At 70.6% G+C, this 15,307-nt stretch carries 11 protein-coding genes; 5 read left to right on the top strand and 6 right to left on the bottom strand.

The window, feature by feature from the left end; genetic code table 11:
- The first annotated feature begins 140 nt into the window (after positions 1-140).
- From ACFW0G_RS04810 to ACFW0G_RS04825, 4 genes are all read left to right on the top strand, one after another.
- The gene (locus ACFW0G_RS04810) at positions 141-3,041 is read left to right on the top strand and encodes a type 2 lanthipeptide synthetase LanM family protein (protein ID WP_378323402.1); all 2,901 of its coding nucleotides are present in this window, start codon (positions 141-143) and stop codon (positions 3,039-3,041) included.
- On the top strand, positions 3,016-3,198 hold the full coding sequence (locus ACFW0G_RS04815; RefSeq protein ID WP_378323404.1) for a hypothetical protein: 183 nt from the start codon (positions 3,016-3,018) through the stop codon (positions 3,196-3,198). The genes ACFW0G_RS04810 and ACFW0G_RS04815 overlap by 26 nt, the downstream gene beginning before the upstream one ends.
- Positions 3,199-3,230: 32 nt before the next feature.
- On the top strand, positions 3,231-3,428 hold the full coding sequence (locus ACFW0G_RS04820) for a hypothetical protein (protein WP_378323406.1): 198 nt from the start codon (positions 3,231-3,233) through the stop codon (positions 3,426-3,428).
- Between the two features lie 286 nt (positions 3,429-3,714).
- Positions 3,715-4,761, top strand: coding sequence for a hypothetical protein (locus ACFW0G_RS04825; RefSeq protein WP_378323407.1), 1,047 nt, complete (start codon positions 3,715-3,717; stop codon positions 4,759-4,761).
- A gap of 8 nt (positions 4,762-4,769) precedes the next feature.
- Here the strand turns inward: ACFW0G_RS04825 and ACFW0G_RS04830 are convergent, their stop codons facing one another.
- From ACFW0G_RS04830 to ACFW0G_RS04845, 4 genes are all read right to left on the bottom strand, one after another.
- Complete coding sequence (locus ACFW0G_RS04830; RefSeq protein ID WP_378323409.1) at positions 4,770-5,771, bottom strand: agmatine/peptidylarginine deiminase; 1,002 nt, start codon at positions 5,769-5,771, stop codon at positions 4,770-4,772.
- The gene (locus ACFW0G_RS04835; protein WP_378323410.1) at positions 5,768-7,588 is read right to left on the bottom strand and encodes an ABC transporter ATP-binding protein; all 1,821 of its coding nucleotides are present in this window, start codon (positions 7,586-7,588) and stop codon (positions 5,768-5,770) included. Before ACFW0G_RS04835 ends, ACFW0G_RS04830 begins: the two co-directional genes overlap by 4 nt.
- A 140-nt stretch (positions 7,589-7,728) precedes the next feature.
- On the bottom strand, positions 7,729-8,709 hold the full coding sequence (locus tag ACFW0G_RS04840) for a dimethylarginine dimethylaminohydrolase family protein (RefSeq protein ID WP_378323412.1): 981 nt from the start codon (positions 8,707-8,709) through the stop codon (positions 7,729-7,731).
- Positions 8,706-9,455: a phosphatidylserine decarboxylase gene (locus ACFW0G_RS04845; RefSeq protein ID WP_378323413.1), complete on the bottom strand. Its 750-nt coding sequence runs from the start codon at positions 9,453-9,455 to the stop codon at positions 8,706-8,708. The genes ACFW0G_RS04840 and ACFW0G_RS04845 overlap by 4 nt, the downstream gene beginning before the upstream one ends.
- Positions 9,456-10,053: 598 nt before the next feature.
- On the opposite strand from ACFW0G_RS04845, the gene ACFW0G_RS04850 reads away from it, so the two are divergent.
- On the top strand, positions 10,054-12,951 hold the full coding sequence (locus ACFW0G_RS04850) for an ATP-binding protein (RefSeq protein ID WP_378323414.1): 2,898 nt from the start codon (positions 10,054-10,056) through the stop codon (positions 12,949-12,951).
- A gap of 90 nt (positions 12,952-13,041) precedes the next feature.
- Here the strand turns inward: ACFW0G_RS04850 and ACFW0G_RS04855 are convergent, their stop codons facing one another.
- Both ACFW0G_RS04855 and ligD read right to left on the bottom strand, forming a co-directional pair.
- Positions 13,042-14,262 (bottom strand): sulfite oxidase, encoded by a 1,221-nt coding sequence (locus ACFW0G_RS04855; protein WP_378323416.1) that lies wholly within the window; start codon positions 14,260-14,262, stop codon positions 13,042-13,044.
- Positions 14,263-14,325: 63 nt separating this feature from the next.
- Positions 14,326-15,270, bottom strand: coding sequence for a non-homologous end-joining DNA ligase (ligD, locus tag ACFW0G_RS04860; RefSeq protein ID WP_378323417.1), 945 nt, complete (start codon positions 15,268-15,270; stop codon positions 14,326-14,328).
- Positions 15,271-15,307 lie beyond the last annotated feature (37 nt).

The following is a 15,307-nucleotide window of genomic DNA, read 5'->3' on the forward strand; positions in this document are numbered from 1 at the left end:
GCGTTCGCTGCCCCAACGGGCGGACCTGGCGCCGCTAGCCGACGATCCTCGCAGGTCAGGACGTCGTGGCGGACGCGAGCCGGAAAATACGCGTCTCGCCCCCATGTGCCCGCCCTGTCCCCGCTGGCACCATCATCGGAGTGATTCCCGAGCGGCCCACCACGGCCCTGCCACCGGGCTGGTGGACCCCCGGCCACACGGCGCGCGAACGGCGCGCCGACGAAACCCGCCCGGACTGGGCGGCCTTCATCGCCGAAGCCCTCAGCACGAACGTGACGAGTGCTCCTCAGGCGCCCGAGGACTGGCGGGCGACGTTCGCCGGTGTGTTCCACCCGCTCGTCGACGTCGTCCGCCACCGCCTCGGCCAGGCCGCCGCGGATCTGGCGCGCGTCGACGAGAGCACCCTCACCGAGCGGGTGGCGGCCGAGGTCGGGGACCGGCTCGTCACGATCGCCGTACGGACACTGGTGCGTGAGCTCAACCGGGCCAGGACGGCGGGCACGCTCGACGGCTCGACCCCCGAGGAACGGTTCGCCGACTTCGCCCGCCGCACCGGCACCCGGGAGGGGCTCACCGGCCTCTTCACGACGTATCCCGTGCTCGCCCGGCTGCTCGGGCAGCTGTGCCTCCAGGCTGTCGAGTCCACTGTGGAGCTTCTCGACCGCTTCACCACCGATCGCGCGCGCATCGCCGAAAGCTTCGCCGACGGCGATCTCGGGACCTTGCTGCGGGTGTATGGCGGCGCCGGGGACTCGCACCAGCGCGGCCGGTCCGTCCGGCTGCTCGAATTCTCCAGCGGGCACAAGGTGATCTACAAACCGCGTCCGCTGAGCCTGCACACCCGGTTCTCCGGCATCGTGGGCTGGCTCAACGCGCGGGTTCCCGGCCTCGAACTCCGCACCGTGGACGCGCTGGCGCGGCCGGGTTACGGCTGGCTCCGGTTCGTCGAGCACCGGCCGTGCGCGTCCCTCGACGACGTCGACCGGTTCTACCGGCGGCAAGGGGTCCTGCTGGCCCTGCTGCACGCGCTCGACGCCACCGACGTCCACTACGAGAACGTCATCGCCTGCGGAGACCAGCCCGTGCTCGTCGACGTCGAAACGTTGCTCCAACCGGCGCTGCCCACGCCGGGGCGCCAGCCGGATCCCGCCGCGGACGTGCTTTCCCGCTCCGTGCAGCGCACCATGCTGCTCCCCCAGCTCCTCGTCGGCGAACGGGGCGCCATCGACGTCTCCGGGCTCGGCGGGCGCGGCGGTCAGCTGCCGAGCGACCAGGTCCGCTGGCTCGACGCGGGCACCGACCGGATGCGGCTCGGGCGGATCCCCGGGATCCTGCCCGGCGCGCTCAACCGGCCCCGCCTCGACGGGCGCGACGTCGATCCCGCCGAGCACACCGCCGCCCTGTTGAGCGGATTCCGGACCGGTTACGACACGATCGCGGACGCCCACGACGAGCTGGCCCGGCTGGTGCGCGAGGGCGGGGGCGACACGATCCGCGTGCTGATCCGGCCGACCAACTTCTACGCCCGGATCCTCGACGAAACCACCCATCCTGACCTGCTGCGCGATGCGCAGGACCGGGACGGCGCCTTCGATCTGCTGGCCACCGACTCTGCGGGCGACCTCGTCCGCGAGCAGCTGGTCCCGGCCGAACGCGAAGATCTCTGGGCCGGGGACGTGCCGATGTTCACCACGCGCCCGACGTCGTCCGCGCTCTGGGATTCGGGAGGGAACCGGATCGACGGCATGCTCGCCTCGCCCGCGCTCGACGCCGTGCTCGGGAAGCTCGGCGCGATGAGCACGGTGGACCAGCGCGATCAGGAATGGCTGATCTCCGCCGCGGTCGCGAGCGGCGCGGCCGAGGTCACGCATCGCTGCGCGGACATCGTCGCCGACGCCGCGCCCAGCAACGCGCCGGGCACCGCGCAGCTGCTCGTCACCGCGTGCGGGATCGCCGACCGGATCCTCGCCCGCGCCTTCGGCGACGAGCGGCGCGCGAACTGGCTCGGGCTCGAGGTGATCGACGAGCGGTACTGGGCCGTGCTGCCCATGGGCGCGGGCCTCGGCGAGGGCTACACCGGCGTCGCGCTCTTCCTCGCCCAGCTCGCCGAGCTGTCCGGGATCGCGCGCTACCGCGATCTCGCGGCCCAGGCCGTGCGACCGCTCCCGGCACTGCTCGAAAAGATGCGGGCCGACCGGGAACTCGCCGACGCCGCGGGCTGCGGCGGGCCGCTCGGGCTCGGCGGCGTCGCCTACGCCGCCACCCGGCTGACGGCCCTGCTCGGCGACGACGTGCCCGCTGGACTCGTGGAACAGGCCGTGGCCGCGATGCCCGCGGCGGGCCCGGACACCCCGGCGGAGTACATGACCGGGCTCGCCGGCGGGCTCGCCGCGATGCGGGCCGTCCACGCGGCAACCGGTCTCGACCAGGCCGACCGGCTCGCGCAGCGGTACGCCGAGTTGCTGCTCGACCGCGGACCGTCCGCGGACGCCGGCTTCGCGACCGGTGCGGCGGGCATCGCGTGGGCGCTCGCCGGGGCACACCACCGGGTGGACTTCCGGACGTCGGGACGGGCCGGGTTCGCCGCCTTTTGGGGCGCCGGCCGCGGCTGGTGCGGCGGCCTCGCCGGCGCCACGCTGGCCCACGCGCAGGTCGGCGCCGACAACGCCGTTCTGGACGAGGCCGTCGCCGTGTTGGCCGATCAGGCACCCCTCAAGGACATGAGCCTCTGCCACGGCGAAGCGGGGATCGTCGAAGCCTTGTGCGTGCTGGCCGAAGATGGTCACACTGGCGCCGCCGCCGCGGTCCGATGCCGTGTCGGCACGCTGCTGGCGGCTCTGGATCGCCACGGCCCGCGGTGTGGCACACCAGGCGCCGTGCCGTCCCCGGGGCTGCTGACCGGCCTGGCCGGGATCGGCTACGGGCTGCTGCGGCTGGGATTCGCCGAGCGGGTCCCGTCCGCACTGCTGTTGCGGCCGGGGGCGGCGAACAGCACCACGGAGAGGGGAACCATCGATGCTGGAGAACAGCCTGTCGGGTAACGACGACGCGATCGGCGAGATCGTGCTGCCCACGCCCACGACGTCGGCACGGCGCAACAACGCGCTCGCGGGTGCCTTGCCGCACGCCAGCGCGGACACCGTGCACACGATTCACAGCACGCCGGTCTGCACGGTCGCCACCACGCATCCGTTCTGATCGGTACACAGGCTCACCACAGGGGAAAACGCATGTACGACAAGGAAGAACCCGGCGCCGAGGACCCGCTCGGCGCCGTGCTGCTGCCGCGTCCGAGCGGCATCGGGAAGCGTAACCAGGCGCTGGCGGGCGGCGGGACCGCGATGAGCGCCAACCCGCTGGTCACGCTGCAGGGCGACCCCGGCTCGCCCTCGGTCGCCACCGCGCTCACGGTGCTGATCGGATCGTAGGCGAGGCGGAATTCCCGGGGTGGCGGGACCGGCCGGTGCCGCCACCCCGGCTTCGCCGGGAAATCGGCTGAGCGCTCACTCGAAATCGCGTAGCCTTCTCGCGCGGCAATCACTGCGGCTGTCGGCCTAATGCGCTGAGCCGACGGGTTCCCTTGTGCGCACCGGGTCCGTTCCGATACTGTCATCAGGTCGATAAGCAAATGTCCGGGTCAATTTCGACGATGGAAGTGGCCTGATGATCAACGGCTTTCGCAGAAAAAAACTCTCCCGTCATCGGGAAATCAGTGTGCCGGTCGCACTCGGTGCCGCCGACGACCGGCTCACGCTTTGGGCATCGCCGGGCGAGTACCCCGTCTACGATTCCTACGACTACGACTACATGGCCGAAGACAAAGTATGCGAGGCCGCCTACGAATCCGCGTTGCGCGCGGTGTCGGCCGGCCGCACCGTGCTGGACATCGGCACCGGACGTGACCTGGACTGGGCCACGCTGGCGCTGGAGTACGGCGCACGCCACGCCACCGCTGTGGAAGGCTTGGAAAGCACGGCCGTGCTCGCGCGGAAAACACTGGAGAAATCCCCGTATCGCGACCGGCTCACCCTGGTCCGGTCCTGGTCGACCGAACTGGAAACCGATCGGCGTTTCGACCTCTGCGTATCCGAGATCATCGGTTCGATCGGCGGATCGGAGGGAGCGGCGGCCGCACTCGCCGACGCGCACGCCCGGTTGCTGGCACCGGGCGGGGTCATGGTGCCGGACCGGTGCGTGACGATGGCGGGCGGTATCTGTGTGCGGGATATCGTGCCGGATCTGGCTTTCCATCCCGAATCGCTGCCTTATCTCGATCGGATTTTCACCAGTACCGGTCATCCGTTCGACGTGCGGCTGCTGCTCAGTCATCCCACGCCCGAAGCGCTATTGACCGACCACGCCCCGGTGGAAACGCTCGAATTCGCGGCGGGTGTGACCGTCGAGGCGGTCGAGACCGCCGAACTCACCGTCCACACGGCGGGCCGCATCGACGGGCTGCTGCTGTGGATCAACCTCTGGGCCCTCCCGCAGGATCCGCCGATCGACGCTCTTGCCACCGAAACGGCGTGGGGCACCACCTATCTCCCCTGTTTCGACGAGCCCGTCGACGTGCGGCCCGGCGACCGGTTGTCCGTCCGATTCGGACGGACGCTGAGCGATAACGGCAGGCATCCGGACTACCACCTGCGGGCCCGGCTGGAAACGGTGACGGGTACCCACCACGGTGCGTTCCTGTCCACCCACCACGGCCGGGTCTTCCGGAGCAATCCCCTGTACCAGGAGATCTTCTCCGTTCGGTGAACGGCTTTTCACCCCGGCACCGGCAGGTGCGCGGGGATCGGCTGGGTCAGGCAGCGGATGCCGCCCCCGCCCCAGGCGAGGGTGCGGGCGGGAACGCCGACGACCTCGCGGCCGGGAAACTCCGTCTCGAACATCGCGAGCGCGGCCTCGTCCTCGGGGACACCGCCCACCGGCACCACGACGGCGCCGGTGGGCAGGGCGAAGTTCACGTAGTTCAACGCGATGGCCTCGTCCCCCAGGTAGATCTCCGGGTACTGGGGGATCTCCACGACCTCCAGCCGGCGCCCGCGCGCGTCGGTGCTCGCGCGCAGCACGTCGAGATTGCGCGCCAGCCGTCCCTCGTCCGGCTCACCGCAGTCCTTCCCGGTCTGCGCGAGCACCCGCCCCGGTGCGAGGAACGCCGCCACACCGTCGACATGCCCGTCCGTCTCGTCCCCGAAAAGGCCGTGTGGCAGCCATATCACCACCTCGGCGCCGTAGGCCTCCGCCACGATCCGGGTCAGTTCTTCCTTGCCCCGTCCCGGGTTCCGGCGGAGCAGGCACTCCTCGCCGGCGATCAGCGTGCCCTCGCCGTCGGTGAGCACCGCCCCGGCGTCCACCACCGCCGTCATCCGCCGGGACGGGACGCCGAGCAGCGCACACAGTTTGCGCGCCACCGCCGCATCCCGCCGCCACGCGACGGCCTTCCGCCCCCAGCCGTCGAATCCGGGATCCAGCCCGGCCACCGCGCCGTGCTCGCCCACCCCGAACACCGGGCAGGTGTCCCGGGCCCACAGGTCGTCGCAGGCGAGTTCGGCAACCCGCACCGCGAGGCCGCAGCGTTCGCGCGCTTCCGCCGCGACCGCGGGATGCGCGAGGACGAGCACGGGTTCGAACCGGGCGATCGTGCGTGCGACGGTGACGAACTCGCGCTGCACATCGGCCAGATGCCGTCCCCACACCCGGTGCAGCCAGGGCCACACCAGCACATACGCGCTGTGCGGCTCCCATTCGGCCGGGACCCGGGTCATCGGGGCGGCCGGTCGCCGTTGACCCGGGTTCCGGAGGCGTCGACCAGTTCGCGGTACACCGGATCCGAGCGCAGCAGTTCCTCGTGCCTGCCGACCGCACGCACCTCGCCGTCCTCCAGAAACACGAGGCGGTCCGCCTCCACGGCGACCGAGAGCCGGTGCGTCACCGCGAGCACGATCCGGTCGCGTGCCTCGTGGGCAAGGGAATCCAGCAGCACCCGCTCGCTGATCGCATCCAGCTGCGACGTCGCCTCGTCCAGCAGCAGCACGTCCGCGCCTCGCAGCAGGGCCCGCGCGACGGCCAGCCGCTGCCGCTGCCCACCCGAGATCGCCACCCCGCGCTCCCCGACTCGCGTGTCGAGGCCCTCGGGCAGCGAATCCACCCAATTCGTCAAGGCCACCGAACGCAACGCCCGCCGGAGTTCCGCCTCGGACCCTTCGGCGCCGTACAACGCCGCCTCGCGCACGGTTTCGCCCAGCAGCGGCGCTTCCTGCTGGACGTAGGCCATCCGATGGCGCAGCTCGGCGCGGTCCAGCTCCCGCACGTCCACGCCGTTGAGCAGCACCCTGCCCTTGTCCACGTCGGCGAACCGCTCCATCAGGCTCAGCAGCGTCGTCTTGCCCGCGCCGGAGGTACCCACGAGCACCGTGAGCCCGACCGGAGCGACGAACCCGACATCGCGGAGCACGGGCTGGTCCCGGTACCCGAACCACACCCCTTCGCAGCGCACCTCCGGCGGGCCGTCCGGTATCCGCACCAAAGCGGTCGACGCGGGCCGGGGACGCTCGGTCGGCAGGTCCCGGAGTTCCTCCACCCGGCGCACGGCCGCCAGTCCCTCGGAGATCTCCGACGCGGCGTGGAACACGGACTCGACAGGCTCGTGCAGATACATCAGATACAGCAGGAAGGCGACCAGATCGCCGACGCCGAGGGTGCCGTCGGCCACCCGCGTGGCGCCGACGGCGAGCACGATCAGGAAGGTCAGGTCCACCGACGCGCCCGCGATCACCTCGACCCAGGCCTCCGCGCGCACCGACCGCACCCCGGCGCGATAGGCGGCGTCGGCCTCCGACCCGATCCGGTGTTCCTCCGCCCGCTCGGTGCCGGACGCCTTGACCGTGCGGAAGGCGATCAGTACCCGTTGCAGCGCCGAGGTCATCGACGCGACCCTGGCCTGTTCCTGCTCGACGGCCTCGCCCACCCGCCGCAGCGCGAACTTCTCGCCGAAGGTCGTGACCGCGAACAGCCCGACGACCAGGCCGAGCATACCGAGGTCGATCGTGCCCATCAGGACGATCGCGGCGAGCACCGCCACCGGCGCGGCCGCGGCGTTGATGACCGCGCCGCCGACGGTCTCCTGCAACAACGTGGTGTCGCTGCCGACCCGCGAAAGGAAGTCGCCCACCGGGCGGCGTTCCACCGCGGCGACGGTCCCGGCCAGCACCCGCCGGGTCAGCCGGCGGCGCATGTCCCGGACGAGTCCCATGCCCGTCCGCCCGAGGAGGAAGGTGCAGACCCAGGACAGCACCATGCCGACGAGCGCGATCCCGGCGAGCATCACCACGGGCCCGATCAGCCCGCGGCTGCCCTCCTCCAGATGCTCCATCACCCAGCGGGCGACCAGCGGTTGCACCAGGGTGGCGCCGTGCGCGACCAGTTCCAGGAACAACAGGCCGATGAGCAGGGGGCGAACGGGTTTCAGATAATGCCAGAGCACCCGCAGCGCCTTGCGGTGCGTACCGGGTTCCGCGGTGGTTTCGGATTCGGATTCCGTTTCGGGGTGCGGCGGTGCCTGCACGACGATCTCCTCGATCACACGAAGTCCGCGCGCGAAACGCACGGAGGAGCCGGGAAAGGGCACCACAAGGTTTCGTCCCGCGAACGCGATTCCCCGTTCGGCACGTCGGCCGTGCCGCCGGGCCGATTCCGGCCGGGCGGCACGATCGGCGCGCGTCTTCAGATCAGCTGGAACGCGTAGGAATAGCGGTTGAGGTGCAGCACCATGCACGAGAGCAGCGCGCCGCCCTTGTGGTACTCACTGAGGTTGATCAAACTCAGCTCGAAGGCCAGGTTTCCGGCGATATCCTCCAGTGCGCGGTTCTTGCCGATCTCGGACTGGTAGTCCTCGGTCCCCACCTTCAGATCGTGGATGTGCGAGGCGTTGAGGATCGTGTTGTGCAGCCGCACCGAGTTGCAGATACCGGCATAGCACAGATCCGCGCTGACGTCGATGATCTCGGTGTACTGTTCGAGTTCGGCGATCTCGTCCTCCTCGTACATTTCGGTGCACACCAGTGTCTGTTCCCTGGTGATCGGGAATACGGTGCAGTCGAGGTGGTAGAGATACCGGTCGGTCGATTCGAGTTTGACGACCTTCATGTCGAACTCGCGTTCCATCCAGTCGTAGGTCTCCCGCTGGGAACGCTGTCCGTACCCGCCGACGTAGACGTTGTCGTGGAGGTGCTTCAGCTCGGCCTCCCCCTCGAACCAGGTCTCCGGCACGAAGGTCCGGTACCCCATCGACTCGAAGAACGGGACGCCGACCGCGGTCTCCCCACGCCGCGGCACCGAGGCGAAATTCGACACGACCACGGTGTCCTTGTCCGGCAGGTGTTCCAGCACGATCCCGAGGTTCGCGGTGAACACCAGGTCCTGCAGGCCGTCGGTCCGCGGGGTCGGCAGGACGTAGACCAGCGCGTCGCCGGCGAGGAAGCCGTACAGTTCGAGGAACTGGGTCATCGCCTTCCTGGTGTCCGGAACCCGTTCGGCCTCCGCCAGCTCCTCCATCCAGATGTTGTTCGCCACCTCGGTCCGGTAGGAGAAGGGCGCGTTGAGCAGGAACGCCGGACGCTGCAGCTGGGTCGGGTTGGCCGCGGGCCGGTCCGGCCCGGTTCCCGTGGCGGGTCCCGCGGGGGCCGGGGTGGTCGTCGACGTCATCTCGCCGCTCCTTCCGCTTCGGAGGTGTCCCGGTCCGTGATCCGAACCAGCGGGTCGACGCCGCCCTCGACGTGGTCACCCGTCCGCTGCAGCGGCGTGAGGTCGTAGCGATCCGACACGGGGATCACCAGGTCCACCTGGGAGCCGTACCGGATCTGCGAAAAGCGATCTCCCTGGGAGACCGGCTGATTCTGTTTCAGTTCGAAGGGAGTGATCGAGTCGACGTCGTAGTCGGCGATCTGCAGGACGTAGTACGGCCCGTTCAGATCCGCGTTGTCGAACCTGTTGACCACGCGCTGGTTGTTGTGCAGGTACTCGGCGTCCCCCGTCGCGATCCGGAGCTCCTCCACCAGTTCCTTCTCCACCGCGAGCATCGGGAGGTTCAACGTGTCGATCGAGTCGAGCTCCCGGTAGGAGAGCCGCCCGGAGTAGGGCACCCGGTTGACGTGCACGTCGAAGAAGGTCATGAAGATGCCGATGACCAGGCTCGTCCTGTCGTAGGAGGGATCGCGCAGCGCGTCCCGCAGGGAATACGGCTTCCCCTTGATGTCGACCAGGCAGTCGCCCGGCTCGACGACCTCCTGATAGAGGATGACCCCGTCGGCGGGCGAGAAGAAATAATAGGGGTCGATGTAGGCGGGCCGGGTCGGATCACGAAAGAAGTAGTACTGGGACAGCCAGGACAACGATTTGTCCTGTACCGCGCGCACATCTGTTTCGATCCATTCTTCCAGAGACTTCGCCATATTTTCGCAACTCCATCACGTGGCTCTCGCCGCCACGGGGACGTACTCGTTCGAAAGCCCGCGCGGCGACGGTGAACAGAGGACGAAGAAAGACGAGGCCCGGCAAGACCTGATGCGTACCAAGGCGAAACGTGGCCATGCGCCCCGGATGGCCGGATCCGGCCCCCGCCGCCGATCACCCTACTGCATCGCGAAGATGAGCGGAAAGGGTCCATTCGTCTGATCACACCGCCGTCCCACAGACCTCATCGCACACACCGTCGATCCGCGTACCGGCAAAAACACCCTGACGCCCCTGTCCGGGACAGGGACACACCATACGTGTACATCACGCGAACATTTCGTGCCGCCGCGCACGAAACGCGTCGTGAACTGGGCAAAAGGCGTCGACGTCACTCCTCGGATACGCGCATGCGATTTCGTTACACATATCCGGAAGATTTTCCGCGAAGTGCGAAAGCGGCGGTACCGGACGAAACCCGCGCCGATACCGGGGACGCCACCACGACGGCCGTACGTGCTGTCCGGCTGTCCTGTCCGGCGGCGACGGCACCCTGCGTCACCGTCGCCACGGCCGATGATCGCTATAGTCGCTCCCGTGGCGCTTCGTTCATCGCGGGTGATCGGCCGGGAGAGCGAACTCGGCGACCTCGCCCATGCGCTGGACTCCGCCGGGTCCGGGCACGGGGGCGCGATCTTCCTGACCGGGGAAGGCGGGATCGGCAAGTCCCGGCTCGCCGCCGAAACCGCCGCTCGCGCGCTCGCCGCGGAGATGCCGGTACTGCGCGGGCGGGCCAGCTCGATCGGCCCGATGGTGCCCTTCCGCCCGCTGACCGAGGCCCTGCTCTCCTGCTTCCGCGGCGGCTGCCCGCCCCCTGACCCGGAGCTCGGCCCGTTCATCCCGGTGCTCGCCCAGCTCGTCCCCGACTGGCGGGACGGCGACCGCCCGCACGACAACGGTTCGCTCGTCGTCCTCGCCGAGGCCGTGTACCGGCTCCTCGCCGTCACCGGGCGCGAGCGCGGTTGCCTCGTCGTGCTCGACGACCTCCAGGACGCCGACGCCGAAACGCTGTTCATCCTCGAATACCTCGTCGACAACTTGGCTTCCAGCCCGGTCCTGCTGGTCGGCACGCTGCGCAGTGACCCGTCGGACGCCCTCGGGCTGGTGACCTCCGCGGCCCGGCGCCGGAGCTGCGTCCTGCTCGAACTCGACCGGCTCGGCCCCGAGGACACCAGGCGGCTCGCGGCCGCCTGTCTGGAGACCGAGCCGGCGAAACTGCCCGACGCCGCGACCGAACTGCTGTGGCGCAACAGCGCGGGAATCCCCTTCGTGGTCGAGGAACTCCTGCACGGGATGCTCACCGACGGGGTCCTCGTCGCGGGCAAGGACGGCTGGCGCACCAGCGGCGAGCTGCGCGCCAGGGTGCCCGCGGCGCTGGTGAACAGTGTCGGTTCCCGCGTCGACCAGCTGGGCGGCGACGCCGAGACGCTGCTGTCGGTCGCGGCCGTCCTCGGGCACCGTTTCCCGCTTTCGGTGGTCCAGGCCGTGACCGGAATGGACGATCGGACCCTCCACAATCACCTCGGCGCCGCGGTGTCGGCGCATCTGGTCACCACCGACGAAAGCAGTCCCGGCTGGTACGCCTTCCGGCATCCGCTCACCACCGAAGCGCTGCTCGCCCGCCTCGTCCCCGCCACCAAGGCCCGGCTCGCCCGCTCCGCGGCCGAAGTGCTCGAGGAGCAGTTTCCCGGGTTGCCCGGCGAACTCTGCGCGCTGGCCGGCTCACTCCGGCTGACCGCGATGGACGAACCGGGCGCCGGGGCGCTGTTCACCGAAGCCGGGCGGCGCGCGCTCGAAGCCGGGGCGGCGGATTCGGCGGTGTCCTTGCTGTCCAAGGCGCTGGACCTGCTCGGCACCGCCGGCGCGGCCGCCAGGGCGGACGTCCTCGAAACCCTGTTGCGCGCGCTGGGCCAGACCGGGCAGTTCGATCGCGCGGTCCGGCTGGCCGACCGGTTCGCCGAGGTCGGCACCCTCGACCAGGTGGCGCACCTGCACACCCAGCTCGCCTGGGCCGCCTACGTCGCCGGGCGGCACGACGAATGCCTCGGCCAGCTCGACCGTGCCCGTGCCCCGCTGGGCCCGGACATGCGCGATGAGCAGTGTGCGGCGATCGACGCGGTGGAGGCCAATCTGTGGCTCGACGTCCCGGGGCGCGATCACACGCTCCGTGCCGAGCGGCTCGCGGCGCAGGCGTGGCGGATCGCCGAACGCGCCGATTCGCCGTTCGTCGCCTGCCAGGCGCTCCAGGTGCTCGGCATGATCACGATCGAGCGCGACACCGAGGAGGCCTTCCGGTACCTGCGGCGGGCCCGGCGCGTCGCCGAGGAACACGGGCTGCACCATCTGCGGGTCCAGGTCCTCGTCCGGCACGGCGGGCAGGGCATGATCGCGGACGGCGACGAGACCATCCTCGAACTCGCCGGGGCCGAGGCCGCCCGCACCGGCGCGATCACCCTGAGCTGCGCGGTCGCCGTCGTCCGCGCCATCCACGCCGTGATGCGCACCGACTTCGCCCGGGCGCGGGAGCTGCTGGAAGCGAACCAGCCGGTGATCGCCCGGCTCAAGCTCACCGCGCTGCTGCAGTACGCCCTGATGGTGCGTGCCGTGCTCGCCGCCCACCAGGCCGACCGGGCGGGCATGGAGCGGGCCCTCGACGACTTCCGCGCCGCGGGCGGCGAAGACGCGCAGGAGCGGGTGCTCAGCATCGGGATGGGACGGGTGCTCTGCTCGCTGCTGGAGGAGGACTTCGACCGCGCCCGCGACGAGCTGCGTCAGGTGTCCACTTTGGAGGAACACAAGCCCAGCCGGTTCCACCTCGCGGGCCAGCACGGCCTGCGACTGCTGGTCGAAGCGGTGGCGGACGCGGCTCCGTCCGAAGTGGACTCCGGCTCGGCGGCGGGCGGGCTGCGCTGGAACCGTCAGTTCGCGCAGCTCGCCGAAGCGGTCCGGCTCGGACGGCTCGGCCGCGCCGAGGACGCGAACGCCGCCGCGGCCCGCGCGCTGGAAGCCGCCGAGCTGTACCCGGTGGCCCGGCATCTCGCACTGCGCCTGGTGGCCGCCTGCGCCGCCGCCGACGGCTGGGGCGAGCCCGTGACCTGGCTCAAGGAAGCCGAGGAATACTTCCACACCGCCGGAATCCCCGCCGTCGCCAGCGCCTGCCGCGGCCTGCTGCGCGGCATCGGCGCCCGGGTCCGGCAACGCCGTACGGGCATCGACCGGGTGCCCGACGATCTGCGCGCCGCGGGGATCACCGTCCGGGAGTACGAGGTCCTGGTGCTGGTCGCCGACCGGCTGGGCAACAAGGACATCGCGAAACGCCTGCACATCTCGCCCCGCACGGTCGAGAAACACGTCGCGAGCCTGATGGCCAAGGCCCAGCGTGCCGACCGCGCCGCCCTCGTCGACTACGCCGCGGGCCTGCCCGGCCTGCGGTAACCACTCCCCGGTCCGTCACGCCGTGAAGGCCTCCTTACCGGCGCTCAGCGCTGTGAAGGAGGCCTTCACGGCACCGGGACCCCGAGGCGATCACGTGACCGTGACCGGATGCGCGACGACCGCGCCGAACAGGTAGCCCTGGGTGTTGTACGGCGCGACGTCGGGCTGGGTGACGCCGCTCGAATCCGTGGCCCGCGCGCGGACGTTGTAGGAGCCCGGCCCCGGCGGGCGCCACGGAACCGCCCAGCGCTGCCACCCGTGTCCGGCGCCCACCGGGGTAGTGTGCCGCCAGGTCCGCCCGCCGTCGGTGCTGACCTCCACGCGCCGCACCCGCCCGGTCCCCGACCACGACCGGCCGCGCAGCAGATGCTCACGGCCGCCGTCGAGGATCGCCGCCCACGGCAGCTCGAACGCGCTCTTGGTGTTCTGCCGGGTGACCAGTTCGCCGTCGGCCGGATAGCCGGGGCCGACGAGCCGGTAGTACTGGGTGTTCCACGGCGAGTACAGCGGCCGGTCCGCCACCTCGATCCGGCCGAGCCATTTGATCGACGAGATGCCGATCCAGTCCGGGACCACCAGCCGCACCGGGAAACCGTGGTCCGGCGGCAGGGGCTCGCCGTTCATCTCGTACGCGAGCAGAACGTCCGACAACGCCTTGCGCACCGGCAGCGGGCGCCGGACCCGGCCGAGGTTCACGCCGCCCGTGACGTATTCGCGGTCAAGGCCCTCCGGCAGGATGTCCACCGCGGACGTGGTCAGGCCGGCGCGGCGCAGCACTGTCCCGAGTGGCACGCCCCGCCAGCGCGCGACGCCGACCGCGCCGAGGCCCCACGCCGTGCCCTCGACCCGTTGCCCCTGCTGGCTGGTGAAGAAGCTCCGGCCGTTCCCCGCGCATTCGATGCGCGCGGTGACCGTTCGCGAGGGCAGCCGCCGCAGATCGTCGTAGCCGAACTCGACCGGCCGATCCTCCGGCGGCGCGCCACGCAGCCCGCTGCCCCACAGTTTCAGCCGCCAGCCCGCCGCGTCGATGATCGGCGTCTCGGTGTGATCGCGGACGAAGAACCGGTCGATCGGGACGAGGTCGCCCTGCCCGCTCATCGACGCCCAGCGCATCTCGGCGTTACCGCCGTAGACGACGAACTTGTCCGCGGGCAGCGGTTTCACGATCGGGCTCGCCGCCGAGGCCCGCCCTGTCCACAGTGGACCCGCCGCGACGGCCGCGCCCACCACCCCGGCCAGCCGCAACGCGGTACGCCGCGACAGCCCGGCCAAGCGGCTCCGGTCGTACTCGGTTTCCTCGGTCTCCCGCATGGCACGTCACGATGCCCTTGGCTCCACCCCGCTGTCGTCTCCGTCCATCTGGCGAGACAGCACTCAGGAGTCTTGCTGCTCGTCGAGACCGTCGCGATCGGCCCACTCCAGGAGGGTGTCCAGCGAATAGGCCGTGTCGTCGATCCCCGCGTGGAGGTCGCCCAGCTCGGCGAAGCGCGCGGGCACGGTCGCGATGGTGCAGTCGCCGGGTTCGACGTCGTCGATCTCGTCCCAGCGGATCGGGGTGGACACCGTGCCCTCGGGCACGCCGCGGACCGAATAGGCGCTGGCGATCGTGTGATCCCTGGCGTTCTGGTTGTAGTCGACGAACAGCATCGCCGGGTCACGATCCTTACGCCACCACGTCGTGGTCACGTCGTCCGGCGCACGGCGTTCGACCTCCTTGGCGAAGGCCAGGGCCGCTCGCCGGACGTCGGCGAATCCCCAGCGCGGCTCGATGCGGACGTAGATGTGCAAGCCGCTGCCGCCCGAGGTCTTGGGCCAGCCGGCCACGCCCAGCTCGTCGAGCACCTCGTGGGCGACGTGCGCGACGCGCCGGACCCGGTCGAAGCCGCAGTCCGGCATCGGGTCGAGGTCGATCCGCCACTCGTCGGGCCGCTCCGTGTCGGCGCGTCGCGAGTTCCACGGGTGAAACTCCACAGTGGACATCTGGACCGCCCACACGACGCTCGCCAGCTCCGTCACGCACAGTTCGTAGGCGTGCCGCCCGTAGCGCGGGAAGTCCACCCGCACCGTCTCCAGCCACGGCGGCGCGCCGTGCGGGACGCGCTTCTGGTGCACCTTCTCCCCCGCCACGCCGGACGGGAACCGATGCAGCATGCACGGCCGCTCGCGCAGCGCGCGCACGATCCCGTCCCCGACCGACAGGTAGTAGTTGACCAGGTCGAGCTTGGTTTCCCCGCGTGCGGGGAAGTAGACCCGGTCCGGATTCGAGACCCGCACCGTCCGGTGCCCGACCTCGATCTCCACCGCGGAATCCTTCGCCATGAAAGAGAACGTAACCGCAAACCGGCCGATGTGCCGT

Origin of the sequence: Amycolatopsis sp. NPDC058986, from assembly GCF_042741125.1 — a bacterium.
Lineage (GTDB): Bacteria > Actinomycetota > Actinomycetes > Mycobacteriales > Pseudonocardiaceae > Amycolatopsis.